The 18,025-nt window shown below is 62.5% G+C and carries 15 protein-coding genes; 13 read left to right on the forward strand and 2 right to left on the reverse strand.

What is annotated here, in order from left to right:
• The 6 genes from CAF70_RS18940 to CAF70_RS18965 all read left to right on the forward strand — a co-directional run.
• Positions 1 to 4,683: immunoglobulin-like domain-containing protein (locus CAF70_RS18940; protein ID WP_143491956.1), on the forward strand; the 4,683-nt coding region annotated here is incomplete at its 5' end.
• 244 nt (positions 4,684 to 4,927) lie between these two features.
• Entirely contained in the window at positions 4,928 to 5,269 is a 342-nt protein-coding gene (locus tag CAF70_RS18945; RefSeq protein ID WP_085626060.1) for a tryptophan synthase subunit beta, read from the forward strand.
• Between the two features lie 197 nt (positions 5,270 to 5,466).
• Positions 5,467 to 6,366, forward strand: coding sequence for a TauD/TfdA family dioxygenase (locus CAF70_RS18950; protein WP_085626059.1), 900 nt, complete (start codon positions 5,467 to 5,469; stop codon positions 6,364 to 6,366).
• Positions 6,367 to 6,384: 18 nt separating this feature from the next.
• Positions 6,385 to 7,404 carry an ABC transporter substrate-binding protein gene (locus CAF70_RS18955; protein ID WP_085626058.1) on the forward strand — a complete coding sequence of 340 codons (1,020 nt, stop codon included), beginning with the start codon at positions 6,385 to 6,387 and terminating at the stop codon, positions 7,402 to 7,404.
• A gap of 6 nt (positions 7,405 to 7,410) precedes the next feature.
• Positions 7,411 to 8,274 (forward strand): ABC transporter ATP-binding protein, encoded by an 864-nt coding sequence (locus tag CAF70_RS18960; RefSeq protein ID WP_085626057.1) that lies wholly within the window; start codon positions 7,411 to 7,413, stop codon positions 8,272 to 8,274.
• Between the two features lie 15 nt (positions 8,275 to 8,289).
• Positions 8,290 to 9,153, forward strand: coding sequence for an ABC transporter permease (locus tag CAF70_RS18965; RefSeq protein WP_085626056.1), 864 nt, complete (start codon positions 8,290 to 8,292; stop codon positions 9,151 to 9,153).
• A 118-nt stretch (positions 9,154 to 9,271) separates the two neighbouring features.
• On the opposite strand, the gene CAF70_RS18970 is transcribed toward CAF70_RS18965, so the two are convergent.
• A complete protein-coding gene (locus CAF70_RS18970; protein WP_085626055.1) occupies positions 9,272 to 9,832 on the reverse strand; it encodes a WYL domain-containing protein in 561 nt (186 codons plus the stop codon).
• Positions 9,833 to 10,039: 207 nt separating this feature from the next.
• On the opposite strand from CAF70_RS18970, the gene CAF70_RS18975 reads away from it, so the two are divergent.
• The 7 genes from CAF70_RS18975 to CAF70_RS19005 all read left to right on the forward strand — a co-directional run bounded on the left by CAF70_RS18975 (position 10,040) and on the right by CAF70_RS19005 (position 17,203).
• A complete protein-coding gene (locus tag CAF70_RS18975; RefSeq protein WP_085626054.1) occupies positions 10,040 to 10,834 on the forward strand; it encodes a tetratricopeptide repeat protein in 795 nt (264 codons plus the stop codon).
• A 233-nt stretch (positions 10,835 to 11,067) separates the two neighbouring features.
• On the forward strand, positions 11,068 to 11,520 hold the full coding sequence (locus CAF70_RS18980; RefSeq protein ID WP_085626053.1) for a MarR family winged helix-turn-helix transcriptional regulator: 453 nt from the start codon (positions 11,068 to 11,070) through the stop codon (positions 11,518 to 11,520).
• Positions 11,517 to 13,604 (forward strand): FUSC family protein, encoded by a 2,088-nt coding sequence (locus tag CAF70_RS18985; RefSeq protein ID WP_085626052.1) that lies wholly within the window; start codon positions 11,517 to 11,519, stop codon positions 13,602 to 13,604. The genes CAF70_RS18980 and CAF70_RS18985 overlap by 4 nt, the downstream gene beginning before the upstream one ends.
• Positions 13,601 to 13,813 (forward strand): DUF1656 domain-containing protein, encoded by a 213-nt coding sequence (locus CAF70_RS18990; RefSeq protein ID WP_003255905.1) that lies wholly within the window; start codon positions 13,601 to 13,603, stop codon positions 13,811 to 13,813. The genes CAF70_RS18985 and CAF70_RS18990 overlap by 4 nt, the downstream gene beginning before the upstream one ends.
• Positions 13,810 to 14,685: an HlyD family secretion protein gene (locus CAF70_RS18995; RefSeq protein WP_085626051.1), complete on the forward strand. Its 876-nt coding sequence runs from the start codon at positions 13,810 to 13,812 to the stop codon at positions 14,683 to 14,685. Before CAF70_RS18990 ends, CAF70_RS18995 begins: the two co-directional genes overlap by 4 nt.
• Positions 14,682 to 16,109, forward strand: a complete 1,428-nt coding sequence (locus CAF70_RS19000; protein ID WP_085626050.1) for an efflux transporter outer membrane subunit — start codon at positions 14,682 to 14,684, stop codon at positions 16,107 to 16,109. Before CAF70_RS18995 ends, CAF70_RS19000 begins: the two co-directional genes overlap by 4 nt.
• A 119-nt stretch (positions 16,110 to 16,228) precedes the next feature.
• The gene (locus CAF70_RS19005) at positions 16,229 to 17,203 is read left to right on the forward strand and encodes an RHS repeat-associated core domain-containing protein (RefSeq protein WP_085626049.1); all 975 of its coding nucleotides are present in this window, start codon (positions 16,229 to 16,231) and stop codon (positions 17,201 to 17,203) included.
• Between the two features lie 274 nt (positions 17,204 to 17,477).
• On the opposite strand, the gene CAF70_RS19010 is transcribed toward CAF70_RS19005, so the two are convergent.
• Positions 17,478 to 17,984, reverse strand: a complete 507-nt coding sequence (locus tag CAF70_RS19010) for a transposase (protein ID WP_256573301.1) — start codon at positions 17,982 to 17,984, stop codon at positions 17,478 to 17,480.
• Positions 17,985 to 18,025 lie beyond the last annotated feature (41 nt).

Here is an 18,025-nt window from a genome sequence, read left to right on the forward strand (position 1 = left end):
GACTTCGAGAAGCTCGACGTCAGCAGCACTGCAGCTGTGACCCAGGTGACCGACACCATCGACACCACGACCGTGACCCTGACTGCTACGCAAAGCGTGGTCGAGGGTGGCGTCGTCACCTACACCGCGTCGGTCAACCACAAGGTCACCGGTTCGGACCTGGTGGTGAAACTGGCCAACGGCCAGACCATCACCATCCCGGTAGGCGAGTCGTCGGCGTCGGTGCCATTCACCGCACCGAACAACGTCCATAACACCAACCTGGACCTGACCAACAAGATCACCGATATCTCGGGTGGCAACTACGAAAAAGTGGTCGCTACCGGAAGCCCTGTCACCGTCGTAACGGACGTGCCGGGTACAAAGGACACTACGGTACTGAGCCTGACCGCTACCCCAACTGTCGACGAAGGCGGCAACATCACCTACACCGCCACCTTGACCAACAAGGCCGGCACCGAGATGACCGTCCGGTTGAGCAACGGCGAGACCATCACCATCGCCCAAGGTGCCACTCAGGGCAGCGTCACCGTCAAGGCCCCTGCGGACGATCCGTACATCGATGCGGGCACGGTACAAGCCAAGATCAATGGCACTACGGGTGGTGACTTCGAGTTACTGTCTACCGACGGCGCCTATGCGGTCACCCAGGTCAAGGACACAATTGACCCTACCGGCCTGAGCCTCAGCGCCACGCCGGCCGTCGAGGAAGGTGGCCAGATCACCTACACCGCCACCTTGACCAACAAGGCTGGCACCGACATGACCATCAAGCTCAGCAACGGCGCTGTCATCAGCATCGAAGCGGGCAAGCTCTCCGGTACCGTTACCGTTCCGGCGCCAGCCGATGACGTCTATATCGATGCAGGCAATGTTTCGGCGAAAATCACCGAAACCACCGGTGGCAACTTCGAGAAACTGAACGTCAGCGATACGGCGGCAGTCACCGCGGTCACGGATACCATCCAGACCACCACCCTGAGCCTCAGCGGTACCACAGCGGTGGCAGAAGGTGCCAACGCCACCTACGTGCTCAACCTGACCAACAAGGCTCAGACCGACGTCACCGTCAAACTCAGCTATACAGGCACCGCCGCCGATGGCACTGACTTCACCGGCGTAGCCACCGTGGTGATCAAAGCCAACAGCACGCAGGCAACGTTCACCATCCCGACCTTCAAGGACAGCATCACCGAGGGTACCGAGCACTTCACCGTCAAGATCGATTCGGCTACTGGCGGCAACTTCGAGAAGCTCGACATCAGCTCAAGCGCTGGCAGCGTGACCACCCAGATCTTCGAGCCAGCCCCGGTCCTGGACCTGGATGGCAACGATTCCAGCGGCAAGACCGGTGCCGACTACCAGACCACCTTCACCGAGAACCAGCCAGGCAGTGGTGTGTCGATCGGCGATGTGGACGTCACCATCACCGACTTCGACAGCTCGCAGCTGACGGGGGCGACAGTCACCCTGACCAACCGCCAACCGGGCGATGCGCTTAACCTGGGCAACAGTGTCAACGGTATCTCGATCAACGCCAACAGCACCGAAGGCAAGGTAGTCCTGACGCTGAGCGGCACTGCATCGCTGGCCGACTATATCCAGGCGATCAAGAACATCACCTTCATCAACAGCAGCGAGAACCCGAGTACCACGCCTCGCATCGTCACCGTGACGGTGACTGACGGCGTGAACACCTCGAACACCGCCACGACCACGGTGAATGTGATTGCGGTCAACGACGCCCCGGTCGCCACCGGCGGCGCTGTCACTGGCGTCGAAGACACACCGCTGGTGCTGACCTGGAGCGATTTCAACATCTCCGATGTCGACAGCGCCCTGTCGAGCCTGGGTGTAACCTTTACCCAGCTGCCAGCGGGCTCCCTGCAGCTGTTCAACGGCACCGCCTGGGTCAACGTCGCCCAGAACCAGACCGTCAGCCAGGCCGACATCGCTGCCGGCAACCTGCGGTTCGTGCCGAAAGCCAACGAGTCGGGTATCGACGGTTATGGCGGAACGGGCGTCGGCAACAAGCAGGCCGACTATGCCCAGATCAAATACAAGCCTACCGACGGTGGCGCTGCGGGTAGCGAGGCCACGCTGAAGGTCGACATCGCGCCCGTGGCCGACAAACCTGGCCTGAACATCGGCAGCAATACCGCCGATTCGCTCGGCCTGACCAAGGAAACCTGGAACAGCCTTACGGGCCTTGGCACCAACGGCAACGGCATCAGCGGCGCTGCGCTGAAGACCGTGTTCGCCAACTCTGGCAGTGCCAGCAAGACCGAGCAGGTTACCAGCGCCGATTCGGGCGGCAGCGTTGCCGCCGGCACGGGTTCCAAGACCTCCGGCCTGATTTACCTGGAAGCCGGCCAGACCTACACCTTCAGCGGCGTTGCCGATGACAGCTTGCAGGTCTACATCGGCAAGACCAGCGTGGTCGGCGCCACCTGGGGTGCCGGGGGTACCATTTCCGGCAGCTTCTCGCCGCCTGTCAGCGGCTATTACACCCTGGAGATCTACCACGCCAACCAGTCCGGCCCGGGCAGCCTGGACATCAACGTCAAGGTCGGTAACGGCCCGGTGACCGACCTGAACAGCTCGGCCATCCCGATGTACCCGAACGTGGCGGCGATGGGCAACGCAGGGCTTTCCGTATCCGACTTCCACGGCAGTGACGGCCAGGGCTACTACGACGGCTACAAGCTCAACGAAGGGCCGGAGAACGGTACCGTCAAGCTGGTTGGCATTTCCACCAACCTGACCGACACCGACGGCTCCGAGAGCCTGAGCGTCAAGCTGGGCGGCATTCCGGCAGGTTCGGTACTCAGCGATGGCGCCGGTCATACCGTCACCGTCGGCGCCACTTCGGTTGATGTCACCGGCTGGAACCTCAACGGCCTCAGCATCAAGCCGCCGGCGTACTACAAGGGCAGTTTCGATGTGACGGTCACCTCGACCGCCACCGAGAGCGTGGGCGGCAGCAAAGCCGCCACCGAAGGCACGATCAAGGTGACCGTGTATCCGGACACCTATACTGCCAGCAACCTGACCACCGACAGCGATACGTTCACCGGCACCGTCACCAGCGACATCATCGTTGCCGACATCAGTGGCCTGCACGTGACGCCGGGTCAGGACTACAACATTGCATTCATCGTCGATACATCGGGCAGTATGGGCAGTGCGGTCGACGCCGCGCGCAACTCGCTGAAGTCGGTGTTCGATACTTTGGCCAACAGCGTCAAGGGTGCGCAATCCGGCACGGTAAACATCTTGCTGGTGGATTTCTCCACCCAGGTGAACAGCACGGTCTCGGTCAATCTGGGCGACAAGAACGCGCTGAGCGCGCTCTACACAGCGCTCAATACGCTCTATTCCAGCGGCTCGACCAACTACGAGGATGCCTTCAAGACTACCGCCAACTGGTTCAAGCAATTGATGGATGCGGGTAACACCGGCAGCCGCCAGACATTCTTCATCACCGACGGTCAGCCGAACGTGTACCAGTCTGGCGAGCGTGAGGGTACCTTCAGGAACATCGGCACCACGGTGGATTCGGTGCTCAAGTCGATCGGCTACAAGCTGGGTGACGTGGTCACCAACAAGATGGTTGGCAGCGACAACCGCTTCAGCATTGATGCCAAAGGCAACATGACAGCCGAGTATTACAACAAGGGATGGCGTAACGACAGTGGTGCATCCGGGCAGTTGCATGCCCAGGGTGACGGCACCTTCGAGTTCTCCTACACCGAAAACGGTTACTACGCGGACTACAACTCGCAACAGAGTTTCCTGTTGCTGTCCAGCCTGTCGGGTGTGGAAGCCATCGGCCTCAACAGTGCGGTCAATGTCAATGACCTGAAGCCTTACGACAGCGATAGCAAGCCGCAGACCAATATCGACCCGAGCAAGTTGGCGGAAGCGATCCTGGGCCACACCGAAGCCACCGTGCCGGGCAATGACACCGTCAACGGTGGTGATGGCAACGACATCATCTTCGGTGACCTGGTGAGCTTCGGTTCGGTCGCCGGCAACGGTGTCGAAGCCATGCAGGGCTATGTCGCAGGCCAGCTGGGGATGGCCGTGGGTGATGTCGATGGTCGCGTGCTGCACAAGTACATCGTCGAGCACGTCAGCGAATTCGATGTCTCGCGCAGCAACGATGGTAATGACATCCTCAACGGTGGCGCGGGCAATGACCTGCTGTTCGGGCAGGGCGGCGACGACACCCTCGACGGCGGCAAGGGCAATGACATCCTGCTCGGCGGCCTGGGCAAGGACACCCTGCTTGGTGGTGAAGGCAACGACATCCTGCTTGGTGGCAAGGGCGATGACACCATGACCGGTGGCACTGGTGCCGATACCTTCGTGTGGAAGGCTGGCGATACCGGCAATGATGTGATCAAGGACTTCAAGGTGGCCGAGGGTGACCGCATCGACCTGAAGGACCTGCTCCAGGGCGAGAAGGGCAGCACCATCGACAACTACCTGAAGCTCACCACGGTGGACGGTACGACGACGCTGCAGGTCAGCAGCGAAGGCAAGCTCAACGCTGCCGGTGGTATCGCCAACGCCGACGTGACCATCAAGCTGGAAGGGGTGAACTGGTCCAATACCACGATCAACTCGTTGATCAGCGGTGCTGACCCGACCATCATCATCCACAACAAGGACAGCTGATGCGCTAGCGGGCTGCCCTGCAGCCCGATCGCCGGCAAACCAGCTCCTACAGGGGCTGTGCAGCTCTCTAGAGTTGTGCGGTTCCTGTGGGAGCTGGCTTGCCGGCGATTGGCCGCTCAGCGGCCACGGCTCTTTCCTGACATCCTGCGACAGCGCATACTCTGGCGCCGGGCCTGCGTGCCCGGCGATCTTTGCCTATGCTGCTGTCTACCACCAAGGAACCAACGTGACGAGGGACACCGCCATGTTCTACGTGCAACGCGATGCCGCCGGCCAGTTGCGGCGGGTAGAAGCGGCCGCTTTCGACGAGTTCACCGAAATGCTTCCTGCCGACCATGCCGATATCCAGGAATGGTTTGCCGATGACGTCGTGGAAAACAGCCTCAATCAGCTGAAGCAAAGCGACCTGGACATGATCCGCGTGCTCGAGGACCTGATCGATGTGCTGACTGCCAAGGGGGTGTTCAATATCACCGACCTGCCCGCTGGCGCGCAGGCCAAGCTGCTCAACCGCTCCAAGGCGCGCAAGGCGCTCAGCAGCTTGACCAACCTCATCGAAGAAGAGGAGCAGGGCGGCTTGATCTGATCATCGGCGAGCAAATCCCGGTGCTATGGTTATTCCGTATAGGTATTTAAATTATTGTGCTTATGACTTTATAGTCACTTCCACTGCGTACCCGTCGACCAATCGATGCGCCGCACGACTTGAACCCACACGGGAAATCCCCGTGCGTTTCTGATCGTTGCGCGCCGTTGAAGTCGCGCACTGCGTGGGAGTGAACAATGTCAGCCGCCTCGAACGCCTTGTCGATCATCGACAGCGCCCAGCCGCAACACTTCGAAATCCGCCCGTTCTCCGGTGCCGTAGGCGCCGAGATTGTCGGCCTGGACCTGGCCAGGCCGGTCAACGCCGAGGATTTCGCCCGTATCCATCGCGCCCACCTCGACCACCACGTGCTGGTGTTCCGCGACCAGCGCATCAGCCCTGACCAGCAGATCGCTTTCAGCCGCCGGTTTGGTCCATTGCAGATCCATGTGCTCAAGCAGTTCCTGCTCGCCGGCCATCCCGAAATCCTGATCGTTTCCAACATCATCGAAAACGGCCAGAACATCGGCTTGGGCGATGCCGGCAAGTTCTGGCACTCGGACCTGTCGTACAAGCAACTGCCCAGCCTCGGCTCCATGCTGCATGCCCAGGAATTGCCCGGCGAGGGCGGCGATACCCTGTTCGCCGACATGCACAAAGCCTGGGATGCCGTACCCGAGGCCCTGCGCAAGGTAGTCGAGGGCCGCAGTGCTGCGCACTCCTACACCGCCCGTTACGCCGAGACCAAGTTCGAAGGCAACTGGCGCCCGACCCTGACCGCCGAACAACTGGCACAGGTCCAGGAAGTCATCCACCCGGTGGTTCGTACTCACCCGGAAAACGGCCGCAAGGCGCTGTTCGTCAGCGAGGGCTTCACCACCCGCATCGTCGGCCTGCCGGACGACGAAAGCCGCGACGTGCTGCAACAGCTGTACGCCCTGAGCGTGCTGCAACAGAACATCTACCGCCACCAGTGGCAGCCCCACGACCTGGTGTTCTGGGACAACCGCTCGCTGATCCACCTGGCCACCGGTTGCCCCGCACACCTGCGACGCAAGCTCTACCGCACCACCATCCAGGGCGATGCCCCGTTCTGACGACTGAGGAAACCCATCATGCGTAAATCCATCAGCCGCCTGGCGGCAAGCATCGGCCTGGGCGCAAGCCTGGTCGTCGGCAGCCTGGCAGCCCCCGCCGCGGCGCAGGCAGAAGGCAAGATCCGTATTGCCGAGCAGTTCGGCATCGTCTACCTGCTGCTGAACGTAGTGCGTGACCAGCATCTGATCGAAAAACATGGCAAGGAGCAGGGCATCGACATCGAAGTCGATTGGGCCCAGCTGTCGGGTGGTTCGGCCATCAACGACGCACTGCTGTCCGGTTCGGTGGACATCGCCGGCGCTGGTGTCGGCCCATTGTTGACCGTGTGGGACCGCACCAAGGGCCGACAGAACGTCAAGGCCGTCGCCTCGCTGGGCAACTTCCCGTACTACCTGGTCAGCAGCAACCCCAACGTGAAGACCATTGCCGACCTCTCCGACAAAGACCGCATCGCCGTACCGGCGGTAGGCGTTTCGGTGCAGTCGCGCTTCCTGCAGTACGCCGCCGCCCAGCAGTGGGGCGACAAGGAATACAACCGTCTCGACAAGTACACCCTGGCCGTGCCGCACCCGGATGCCACTGCCGCACTTTTGGCCGGCGGCACCGAGCTGAACGGGCACTTCTCCAACCCGCCGTTCCAGGACCAGGTGCTGGCCAACAAGAACGTGCACGTGGTGCTCGACAGCTACGACCTGCTCGGCCCCAACTCGCCGACCTTGCTGTTCGCCACCGAGAAATTCCGCAAGGACAACCCCAAAACCTACAAGGCCTTCGTCGATGCGCTGACCGAAGCTGCGGACTTCGCCCAGAAGGACAAGGCGGCTGCCGCCGACACCTACATCCGCGTGACCAAGGCCAAGATCGACCGCGACACGTTGATCAAGCTGATCGACAACCCGCAGTACGAATTCACCGTCACGCCAAAGAATACCTACAAGCTGGCCGACTTCCTCTATCGGGTAGGCGCCATCAAGCACAAGCCGGAATCGTGGAAGGACTATTTCTTCCAGGATGAACGCCCGCTGCAGGGGAGCTGACCGATCATGACCGCCCCATTGCCAGGCCACACGGCCAGCAACCTGAGCCGTGTCGCAACGCCACCTTTGCTCAAGGTGGCTAACCTCAGCCTCGAATATCGCACCGCGCAGCGCGTGGTGCGGGCCACTCACCAGGTCAGCTTCGAAGTCGACCGTGCCGACCGCTTCGTGCTGCTCGGCCCCTCCGGCTGCGGCAAGTCCACCTTGCTCAAGGCCGTGGCCGGGTTCATCTCGCCCCAGGAAGGGCAGATTCTGCTGCAGGGCCAGCCGGTCAGCGGCCCAGGCCCCGACCGCATCGTGGTGTTCCAGGAGTTCGACCAGCTGCCGCCGTGGAAGACGGTGAAGCAGAACGTCATGTTCCCTCTTTTGGTGTCGGGCCAGCTGAAACGCGCCGAGGCCGAAGAGCGAGCATTGCACTACCTGGAAAAAGTCGGCCTGGCAGCCTTCGCCGATGCCTACCCGCACACCCTGTCGGGCGGTATGAAGGCGCGCGTGGCGATCGCTCGTGCCCTGGCAACGCAGCCGAAGATCCTGCTGATGGACGAACCGTTCGCCGCCCTGGACGCGCTGACCCGGCGCAAAATGCAGGAAGAACTGCTGCTGCTGTGGGAAGAGGTGCGCTTTACCCTGCTTTTCGTTACTCACTCCATCGAAGAAGCACTGGTGGTCGGCAACCGCATCCTGCTGCTGTCGCCACACCCGGGGCGAGTGCGTGCCGAAGTGCACAGCCACCAGTACGACCTGGGCAGCCTGGGTGGCAGCGACTTCCAGGCCAGTGCCCGGCGCATCCATCGTTTGCTGTTCGATGAGGCAGATGCGCCTGAACAGCCCGACGATCTTGGTTTCAACGATATCCGCATCGCCTACTGACAGGAGCTTCAGCCCATGACCACTACACCTGTACGCCAGGAATACGAGGTGCAGCTGGAGCCCCTGCTCAGTGTGCCCGTGGAGCGCAACCTGCCGTTGGCTCAGCGCCTGTGGCAGCACGGCTGGCTGCGCAAGGCGGTCATCCTGCTGGTAATCGCCGCGCTGTGGGAGGCCATCGCCCGTTACCAGGGCAACGATCTGCTGCTACCGACCTTCCTGCAGACGGCTACGGCGCTGTGGGACGGCCTGGTCAGCGGTGAGTTGCCGGCCAAGGTTGGCGTGTCGCTGGTGATTCTGCTCAAGGGTTATTTGCTGGGGATCATCCTGGCGTTCGGCCTCACCAGCCTGGCGGTGTCGACCCAGCTTGGGCGCGATCTGCTGGGCACTTTGACCTCGATGTTCAACCCGTTGCCGGCGATTGCCCTGTTGCCCTTGGCCTTGCTGTGGTTCGGGTTGGGTGACAACAGCCTGATCTTCGTGCTGGTGCACTCGGTGCTCTGGGCGTTGGCGCTGAACACCTATGGGGGCTTTCTCGGGGTGTCCGAGACCCTGCGCATGGCGGGACGCAACTACGGCCTGAAGGGGCTGCGGCTGGTGCTGCATATCCTTGTCCCCGCAGCGCTACCGTCGATCCTGTCGGGGCTGAAGATCGGCTGGGCTTTCGCCTGGCGCACACTGATCGCTGCCGAACTGGTGTTCGGGGCCAGCAGTGGCAAAGGCGGGCTGGGCTGGTACATCTTCCAGAACCGCAACGAGCTGTACACCGACAAGGTGTTTGCCGGGTTGGCGGTAGTGATCCTGATCGGCTTGCTGGTGGAAGGGCTGGTGTTCAATACGCTGGAGCGGCTGACAGTGCGGCGCTGGGGGATGCAGCGCTAGCCAGTAAGCCTGTGCCGGCCTCTTCGCGGGCTTGCCCGCTCCCACAGGTACTACACCGCTCTCAAGGTCGATGGGGATCCTGTGGGAGCGGGCAAGCCCGCGAAGAGGCCGGCACAGGCTATGGATTCTGGTACTGAGCCGCCGCATTTCTGAGAGTCTTGCCAATCTCCTCGCGCAATCCGCCAGGCTGCTCCACCACCACCCCATCACCATGGCTCAACAGCCACCAGCGCAGCGGCCAGCCGTCGCTCACCGTGGCCCGCAACCGATGCCCCTGCTCCAGCGCCGTCAGTTGCATGTCACTGCTCAACGGTGCATCCCGCAACTGCCGCGCCAGCGCATCGCTGATCCGCGCCACCAGCACCACCCCCTCACCGCGGGCCGGTTGCAAGGCATCGCCACGCAGGTACGTCAGCAGGTCGAAATTGCCGCGCAACTCACCCACGGCGCTTGCCGACCAGTGCCAGCCAAACGGGATGCTCTTGTCATTGCGCTCCAGCGGAAAGATCAGCGACAGCTCATTGAGATCGCGCTCGACAGTGCGTTTGCTGACAGTGAAGCCCACGTCACGCAGGCGCCAGACCAGCTCGGCGCTGGTGATGCCTGGGGAACGGCTGGGCAGCTGGCGCAGCAGCGCCCACTGCCGGCTGAGGGTGGCGCGAGTGGTGGCGAACGGCAAAAGATAACGTCCTTGTCTAGGCTTGCCGCAATAGGATGGCGGCAGGCGTGGGGCATGGCAATTGGCCACAGCCTGCTCAGATCAAGGAAGTCGCATTTGGTTGCCTGGTGCCGAATCGTTCGCGACAGGTTTTGTCGTGACGTCACGCAGAATCACGCCTCATCACAGCCAAAGGTTGGGGCTGTGCATCGTTCAATGAGGATGAACATGTTTGCTGCCAGCAATATCCATTCGCTGCTTGCCCGCCTTTTGCCCGAGCGGGTCATTGCCCCACCGGCTGCTGTCGGGAGGCGACAGCGACTGTTTGCAGGGATTGGGTTTCCCAGCCAGCGCTCGCTGCTGGTCAGCCGCCTGGACGAAGCCAGCGACTTGCAGGCGGTGTACAGCGACCTGCGCCGCCAGGCCTTGCAAGGCAACGTGGCGGCGCTCAACGACCTTGGCTGGATCTGGCTCAACGGCAAGTACTGGCGTGCCGACACCGGATTGGCCGGCCACCTGTTACGCATGGCGGCCCTGCAGGGCAATGCTGCGGCGTGGTTCAACCTTGGGCAGCAACATTACTTCGGCAAAGGCATCGAGCCCTCTTACGTGCAGGCGGCGGAGTGCTACCGGCAGGCTTTCGAGCGGGGCATGCTGCATGCGGCTGCCGCGCTGGGTGACCTGTACGAGGAAGAGGTGTGTGATAGCAGCCTGCAATGGCGGGTCGACCTGGTGCAGGCTTACCAGTGGTTCTTGCGCGGGGCCGAGCGGGGCGAGGCGCGCTGCCGTTTCGAGGTGGGTTACCGGTTGATGCACGGGCTGTACGTGGAGGCTGATCTCAAGGCAGCGTTGTACTGGCTGGAGCTGGCGGCAGCGGCGGGGGTAGTGCAGGCGGCCGAGGAGCTGGCGGTGCACTTCAGCAGCCGTGACGCGGGCCGCTATCAGGAGTGGCGTGACCGGGCGGTGCAAATGGGCAGCACGCTGGCCTTGACCATGAAGCTGGAGGACCAGATACAGCCCTGAATTTACTGTTGCCTGCCCGGGCCCTTTCGCGGGCTTGCCCGCTCCCACAGGGACCGCACAGGACCTGAAATTTGTGCGACTCCTGTGGGAGCGGGCAAGCCCGCGAAAGGGCCAACAAGGTAAACGCATGAACAACATTTCACCCAAGCTATCCGTCACCCCCGGTTGACGACAGGGGGAGGCACAGGCGTATATTGATAGTTAGCAAACTATGAATATCCTTGGTTCCTGTCATGTCCCTTGATCTCCTGCGCCTGCAAGTCAGCAGTGGCATGGTGGTTGCCGCTCGCCACTGGCGGCGCCTCTGCCATACCGCCCTGACCGGTTACGGTATTTCCGAGGCCTGCGCCGCGCCGTTGCTGATGATCGTGCGCCTTGGCGACGGCGTGCATCAGGTGGCCGTAGCCCAGGCCGCCGGCCTGGAAAGCCCGTCGCTGGTGCGCCTGCTCGACCAATTGTGCAAAGCTGGCCTGGTATGCCGCAGCGAGGATCCGCTGGATCGCCGCGCCAAGGCCCTGAGCTTGACCGCCGAAGGCCGCGCCCTGGCCGAATCCATCGAAACCGAACTGGTACGCGTGCGCCGCGAGGTACTGCATGGCATCGACCAGGCCGACCTGCAAGCCGCGTTGCGCGTGCTGCGTGCCTTCGAAGCCGCCGGTCTGGGCAACACAGGCGGGGCTGCATGAACGGTTTCTTCAGCTCGGTGCCCCCGGCCCGCGACTGGTTCTATGGCGTGCGAACCTTTGCCGCGTCCATGATTGCCCTGTACATCGCCCTGCTCATGCAGTTGCCGCGCCCCTATTGGGCCATGGCTACGGTGTACATCGTCTCCAGCCCGTTCCTCGGTCCCACCAGTTCCAAGGCCCTGTACCGTGCCGTGGGCACGCTGCTCGGTGCCGGCGGGGCGATCTTCCTGGTACCACCGCTGGTGCAGTCGCCATTGCTGCTGAGCATCGCCATCGCCCTGTGGACCGGCACTTTGCTGTTCCTCTCGCTGAACCTGCGCACCGCCAACAACTACGTGCTGATGCTCGCCGGCTACACATTGCCGATGATCGCTCTGGCGGTGGTCGACAACCCGCTGGCAGTGTTCGACGTGGCGTCTTCCCGCGCCCAGGAAATCTGCCTGGGAATTGTCTGCGCGGCGGTGGTCGGGGCGATTTTCTGGCCACGCCGGCTGGCGCCGGTTGTGGTCGGTGCCACCGACAGCTGGTTCACCGAGGCGATCCGCTACAGCGACACCTACCTGGCCCGCGATGTCAGCGCCGACAAGGTTGGCGGCATGCGCGGGGCGATGGTTGCGACCTTCAACTCGCTGGAGCTGATGATCGGCCAGCTCGGCCATGAAGGCGCCGGTCCGCACACCCTGAAGAACGCCCGTGAGTTGCGCGGGCGGATGATCCACCTGCTGCCGGTGATCGACGCCCTTGATGACGCCCTGGTGGCCCTCGAAGGCCGCGCCCCGGCTCAGTTCGCTCTGTTGCAACCGCTGCTCGATGCCGCCCGCGAATGGCTCAAGGGCACCGCCGACAGCGCCTCGGTCGCCCGCTGGACCGCCCTGCACGAACAGATCGAGCGCCTGCAACCTGGCGCCGCGGCCCTCGACCAGCGCGCCGATCTGCTGCTGTCCAACGCCCTGTATCGCCTGACCGAATGGGCCGACCTGTGGCAGGACTGCTGCAGCCTGCAACATGCCCAGCGCAGCGACGATTCCAAACCCTGGCGCGCGGTGTACCGCCACTGGCGCCTGGGCCGCCTGACGGCGTTCTTCGACCGTGGCCTGATGCTGTACTCGGTGGCTTCCACCGTGCTGGCGATCATCGTCGCCTGCGGCCTGTGGATCGGCCTGGGCTGGAACGATGGCGCCAGCGCAGTGATCCTGGCCGCCGTGTCGTGCAGCTTCTTCGCTGCCATGGACGACCCGGCGCCGCAGATCTACAGGTTCTTCTTCTGGACGCTGATGTCAGTCATCTTCTCCAGCCTGTACCTGTTCCTGGTGCTGCCCAACCTGCACGACTTCCCGATGCTGGTGCTGGCCTTCGCCGTACCGTTCATCTGCGTCGGTACCCTGACCGTGCAGCCGCGCTTCTACCTGGGCACCTTGCTGACCATCGTCAACACCTCGACCTTCATCAGCATCCAGGGCGCCTACGACGCCGACTTTTTCACCTTCCTCAACTCCAACCTGGCCGGCCCCGTGGGGCTGCTGTTCGCCTTCATCTGGACCTTGGTGATGCGACCGTTCGGCGTGGAACTGGCGGCCAAGCGCATGACCCGCTTCGCCTGGCGCGACATTGTCGAGATGACCGAACCGGCCACCCTGGCCGAGCACCGTCAGGTGGGCGTGCAGATGCTCGACCGCCTGATGCAGCACCTGCCGCGCCTGTCGCAAACCGGGCAGGACAGCGGCGTGGCATTGCGCGACCTGCGCGTTGGGCTGAACCTGCTCGACCTGCTGGCCTACATGCCGCGTGCCGGCCAGCAGGCTCGCGAACGCCTGAACACGGTGATCGAGGAAGTCGGCGCGCACTATGCCGCCTGCCTGCGCACCGGCGAGCGTCTGCACGCCCCGGCCGCGCTGCTGCGCAACATGGAGCGCGCGCGCCTGGCGCTGAACCTTGATGAGCTGTACGAGCGCGGTGATGCCCGCACCCACCTGCTGCACGCCCTGAGCGGCCTGCGCCTGGCGCTGCTGCCGGGGGTGGAGGTGATGCTCGAGCCAGCCGAACAACCGCAACTGCCCCCCGGCCTCGACGGAGCACCCTTGTGATTGGTGAACTGGATATCAGCGGGGTGTTCCTGCCCACGCTGCTGGTGATGATGTTTGGCACCTACCTGCTGTTCCTCGGGGTGCACGCGGTGCTGGTGCGCCTGCATTTCTACCGCCTGGTCTGGCACCGGGCGTTGTTCAACGTTGCCCTGTATGCCGTGCTGCTTGGTGCGGTGGACCACTTTTGCCGAAACCTGATGCTGCCATGAAAAAACCTTTGCTGACTTTGGGCCGTGTGGTCCTGACCTTGCTGGTAGTGACCTTCGCCGCCGTGCTCGTGTGGCAGATGGTGGTGTACTACATGTTCGCCCCCTGGACCCGCGACGGCCACATCCGCGCCGACGTGATCCAGATTGCGCCGGACGTATCCGGGCTGATCCAGAAGGTCGAGGTGCGTGACAACCAGACGGTCAAGCGTGGCGATGTGCTGTTCACCATCGACCAGGACCGCTTCACCCTGGCCCTGCGCCAGGCCAAGGCGACCCTGGGCGAGCGCCAGGAAACCCTGGCCCAGGCCGCCCGCGAAGCACAGCGCAACCGCAAGCTGGGCAACCTGGTGGCCGCCGAACAGCTGGAAGAAAGCCAGTCCCGCGAGGCCCGTGCCCGTTCCGCCGTCAGCGAAGCGCAGGTGGCCGTCGATACCGCCCAGCTCAACCTCGACCGCTCGGTCGTACGCAGCCCGGTGGACGGTTACCTCAACGACCGCGCGCCGCGTAACCACGAATTCGTCACGGCCGGCCGCCCGGTGCTGTCGGTGGTTGACAGCGCCTCGTACCACGTCGATGGCTACTTCGAGGAAACCAAGCTTGGCGGTATCCACATCGGTGATGCCGTGGACATTCGCGTCATGGGCGACAACACCCGCCTGCTTGGCCATGTGCAAAGCTTTGCCGCCGGCATCGAAGACCGCGACCGCAGCAGCGGCGCCAACCTGCTGCCCAACGTCAACCCGGCGTTCAGCTGGGTACGCCTGGCCCAGCGTATTCCGGTGCGCATTGCCTTTGATGAAGTGCCGCAAGACTTCCGCATGATCGCCGGGCGAACCGCTACGGTGTCGATCATCGAGGGCCAACGCCCATGAAACAGCTGATCCTGGCCGGGCTGTGCCTTTCGCTCGGGGCCTGCATGATGGTCGGCCCCGACTACGAAGTACCGAAGGACGCGGCGGTGCAACGCAGCGACCTCAACGGCCCGCTGCGCCAGGATGCCGACAGCGTGGTCTCGGCACCGGTGCCTGAGGACTGGTGGCAGTTGTATCAGGATCAACGGCTGAACGAGCTGGTGCGCCAGGCCCTGAGTGCCAACACCGAGCTGCGCGTGGCTGCTGCCAACATTGCCAAGGCCCGTGCCCAGGTCGAAGTTGCCGAGTCGCAGGGTGGCTTCAATGGCGGCGTCAAACTGGGTGCCCAGCGCCTGCAGGAGTCGGGCGAAGCCTTCCTGTTGCCCGAGAAGGTGCCGGTGGCCAACATCGGCGAGGCCATTATCAGTGCCTCGTACCAGTTCGACCTGTGGGGCACCTTCAAGCGTGGCACCGAGGCCGCCAAGGCTAATGCCGATGCGGTGCAGGCCGCTGCCGACACCGCCCGCATCACCCTGGTGGCCGACGTGGTCAAGGCCTATACCCAGGTGTGCTCGGCCAACGAGGAATACCATATCGCCCGCGAGTCGCTCGACCTGCAGGAGCAGAGCGTGAAGCTCAACCAGCGCTTGCGCGATGCTGGCCGTGGCGACGAAACCCAGGTCACCCGCTCGCAGACCCAGTTCAAATCCTTGCGCGCCGAACTGCCACGCTTCAAGGCGGAGCGCGAGACTGGCATGTATACCCTGGCCGCTTTGTTGGCCAAGCCGGTCGACCAACTGCCTGCCGGTACTGCCGATTGTGCCGAGCTGCCGCACCTGAAGCAGCTGGTGCCGGTGGGCGATGGCGCTGCACTGCTGAAACGCCGCCCAGATGTGCGCCAGGCCGAACGCCAGCTGGCTGCTGCTACCGCCTACATTGGCGTGGCCACAGGCGCCCTGTACCCGGATATCAGCATCGGCGCTCAGGTGGGCACCATCGGTATCCTCGAGAACCTCGGTGAGCCGTCTACCAACCGCTGGGGTTTTGGCCCGCAGATCAGCTGGACCATCCCCACCAACGGCACCCGCGCCCGCATTCGCATGGCCGAAGCCTCGACCCAGGCAGCCTTGGCGAATTTTGATGGGGTAGTGCTGAACGCCATCCGCGAGACCCAGACCCGTCTGGCGCAGTACAGCGCCCTGTTGGACCGGCGTGACGCGCTGGCCGAGGCGGAGAAGTCGGCCAAGGAAGCGGCGGACCAGACACACCGGTATTACCAGGCTGGGCGTGAGTCGTTCCTGGCGGACCTGCAGGCGACTCGGACTTATACCGATATGCGTGCGCAGTTGGCAGCGGCCAACAGCCAAGTGGCGTTGGGGCAGATTGGCGTGTTCCTGGCGTTGGGTGGGGGGTGGAAGGCAAGTGCGGATGTGCAGCCACGCTGACCGAACGATTGTTCAAGTCTGATGGCTGGGGGGAACTGATTGCCCTTGATAGTGTTGCTAGTTACTCAGCTGTTTGAAAATTCGCCATGCTCTGCCTGACTTAACCAGGCAGGTGGAACATGGAAATATCTACTTATGCTGTATCCGGTGGCTCGGTAAAACTCTTTTACAGGCAAAAGGAGTTGGCCACAGAAGTGGGAACATCGAATGCACGCTCCCTTGTGAGTGACGGGCGGACCACTGTCGCGCAGGTCAATGGCGGGCAAAAATCCGGCTTGGTCTTGCTGGCGGCGGACTCAATGCACAGTGTCATTGACGGGCAGGCAGGGCACTATCGTGCTAAGTTCAACTATCCACCTTACGGATTCACTGCTCCCCAGCCCTTCGTCGCGGCAGGTTTCAATGGCCAGCCTCGTGACTGGCTGACGGGCTGCTATCTGCTGGGGGCCGGCTACCGGGCTTTCAGCCCTGTGCTGATGCGCTTCAACAGCCCGGACAGTTGGAGCCCGTTCGGCAAGGGCGGGTGGAATAGCTATGCCTATGTTTCGTGTGATCCAGTTAACTTCTGCGATCCTACAGGGCATGTGAAGTACCCGCAGAGAACGCTGCTGCGGCCTGCAAAGCGGCCTGATTCGTTCGCTGTGCCTTTGCAGCAGATAAACGCTCCCGTTTCACCCGCACCACCGAAATCTCGATCAAGTTCAAGTGGGTCGACCTCTTCGACGTCAACGACACCCTCGACCCCTTCAGTGGGAAGTTCGCCCAGAAGTGATCGGTACAGTTCGCAAAGTTCTTTGTTCTCCAGCACATCCTCAGGGAGTGGCCGAGGGTGGACGTTGGATAAATCGAATGCACAGTTCAAGTTGTCCGGGCTTTCAGAGGCTGAGCAAAGATCTTTCGACATTTTTCAGAATGCCATCTATCACTTGGGAGCATCACCAAAGAGCGCAGCAATGCTGATGGGTGGGGCCGATTACAAACAGCTCGACAAGAAAACCAACCTCTACCAGATTCGCCTGAGTAAAAGTGAGCGTGTGACGTTAACCATCGAAGACAAGCGAGCGATCATTCGCCAGGTAGGTGGGCATACATGACATTTCCGAACCTGAAACCAAATGCTTCAGTTCGGGTGCCATGTCGAATTATCCTGTTTTTCACTAGCCTTCAAGACCCCGGGGCCGCTGTGCGGCCCATCGCCGGCAAGCCAGCTCCCACAGGTACTCTACTGCCTTAAAGTTCAGTGATTTACTTGTGAGAGCTGGCTTGCCAGCGATGGAGGCCCTGACAGGTCAGCACCTGCCGCAGGCCTGATGAATACCCTGTGGGAGCTGGCTTGCCGGCGATAGGGCCCTCACAGGCGATACACGATCAGAGCCAGATCGCATCCCAATGCGGATAATCCCCAGCCCTCGTAACCAGCCCCGTCCGCTTCGGGTTCATGACGATGTACCGCGCCACATCTTGCACATCCTCCTCCCGGCGCAAGGCCCGGTCATGAAACCCCTTCTGCCAGAGCTGACCGCTTCGCCCTCGATGCCTGTTGATCATCATGGTGCTGCGGGACTTCACCCGGCGCATCAGGTGCTTCAGGCTGGCGGGCCCAAGCTCGACCAGCCAGTGAAAATGATCTGGCATCACCACCCAGGCCAGCGATCGGGCGGCACCTTCCTCCTCAGCCTGGCGGAGCTCTGCCACCAGCAAACGGGCCGAGTGAAAGTCATTAAAGATCGGGGCCCTGTTAAGGGTGGTGCTGGTAAGCAAATACAATCGGCTGGTTTCCGAAAACCGGGGAACTGGCTTGCCGGCGATGAGGCCCTGACAGGCAACACAAGACAGCCTCTCCCGCTTCATCTGATTTGTAGCAAGATTTTTCATGAAATCCGCCCGGCGCCCTTGAGCGAAGCAAAGTGGAAGTG

Source organism: Pseudomonas sp. B19(2017), assembly GCF_002113165.1.
GTDB lineage: Bacteria > Pseudomonadota > Gammaproteobacteria > Pseudomonadales > Pseudomonadaceae > Aquipseudomonas.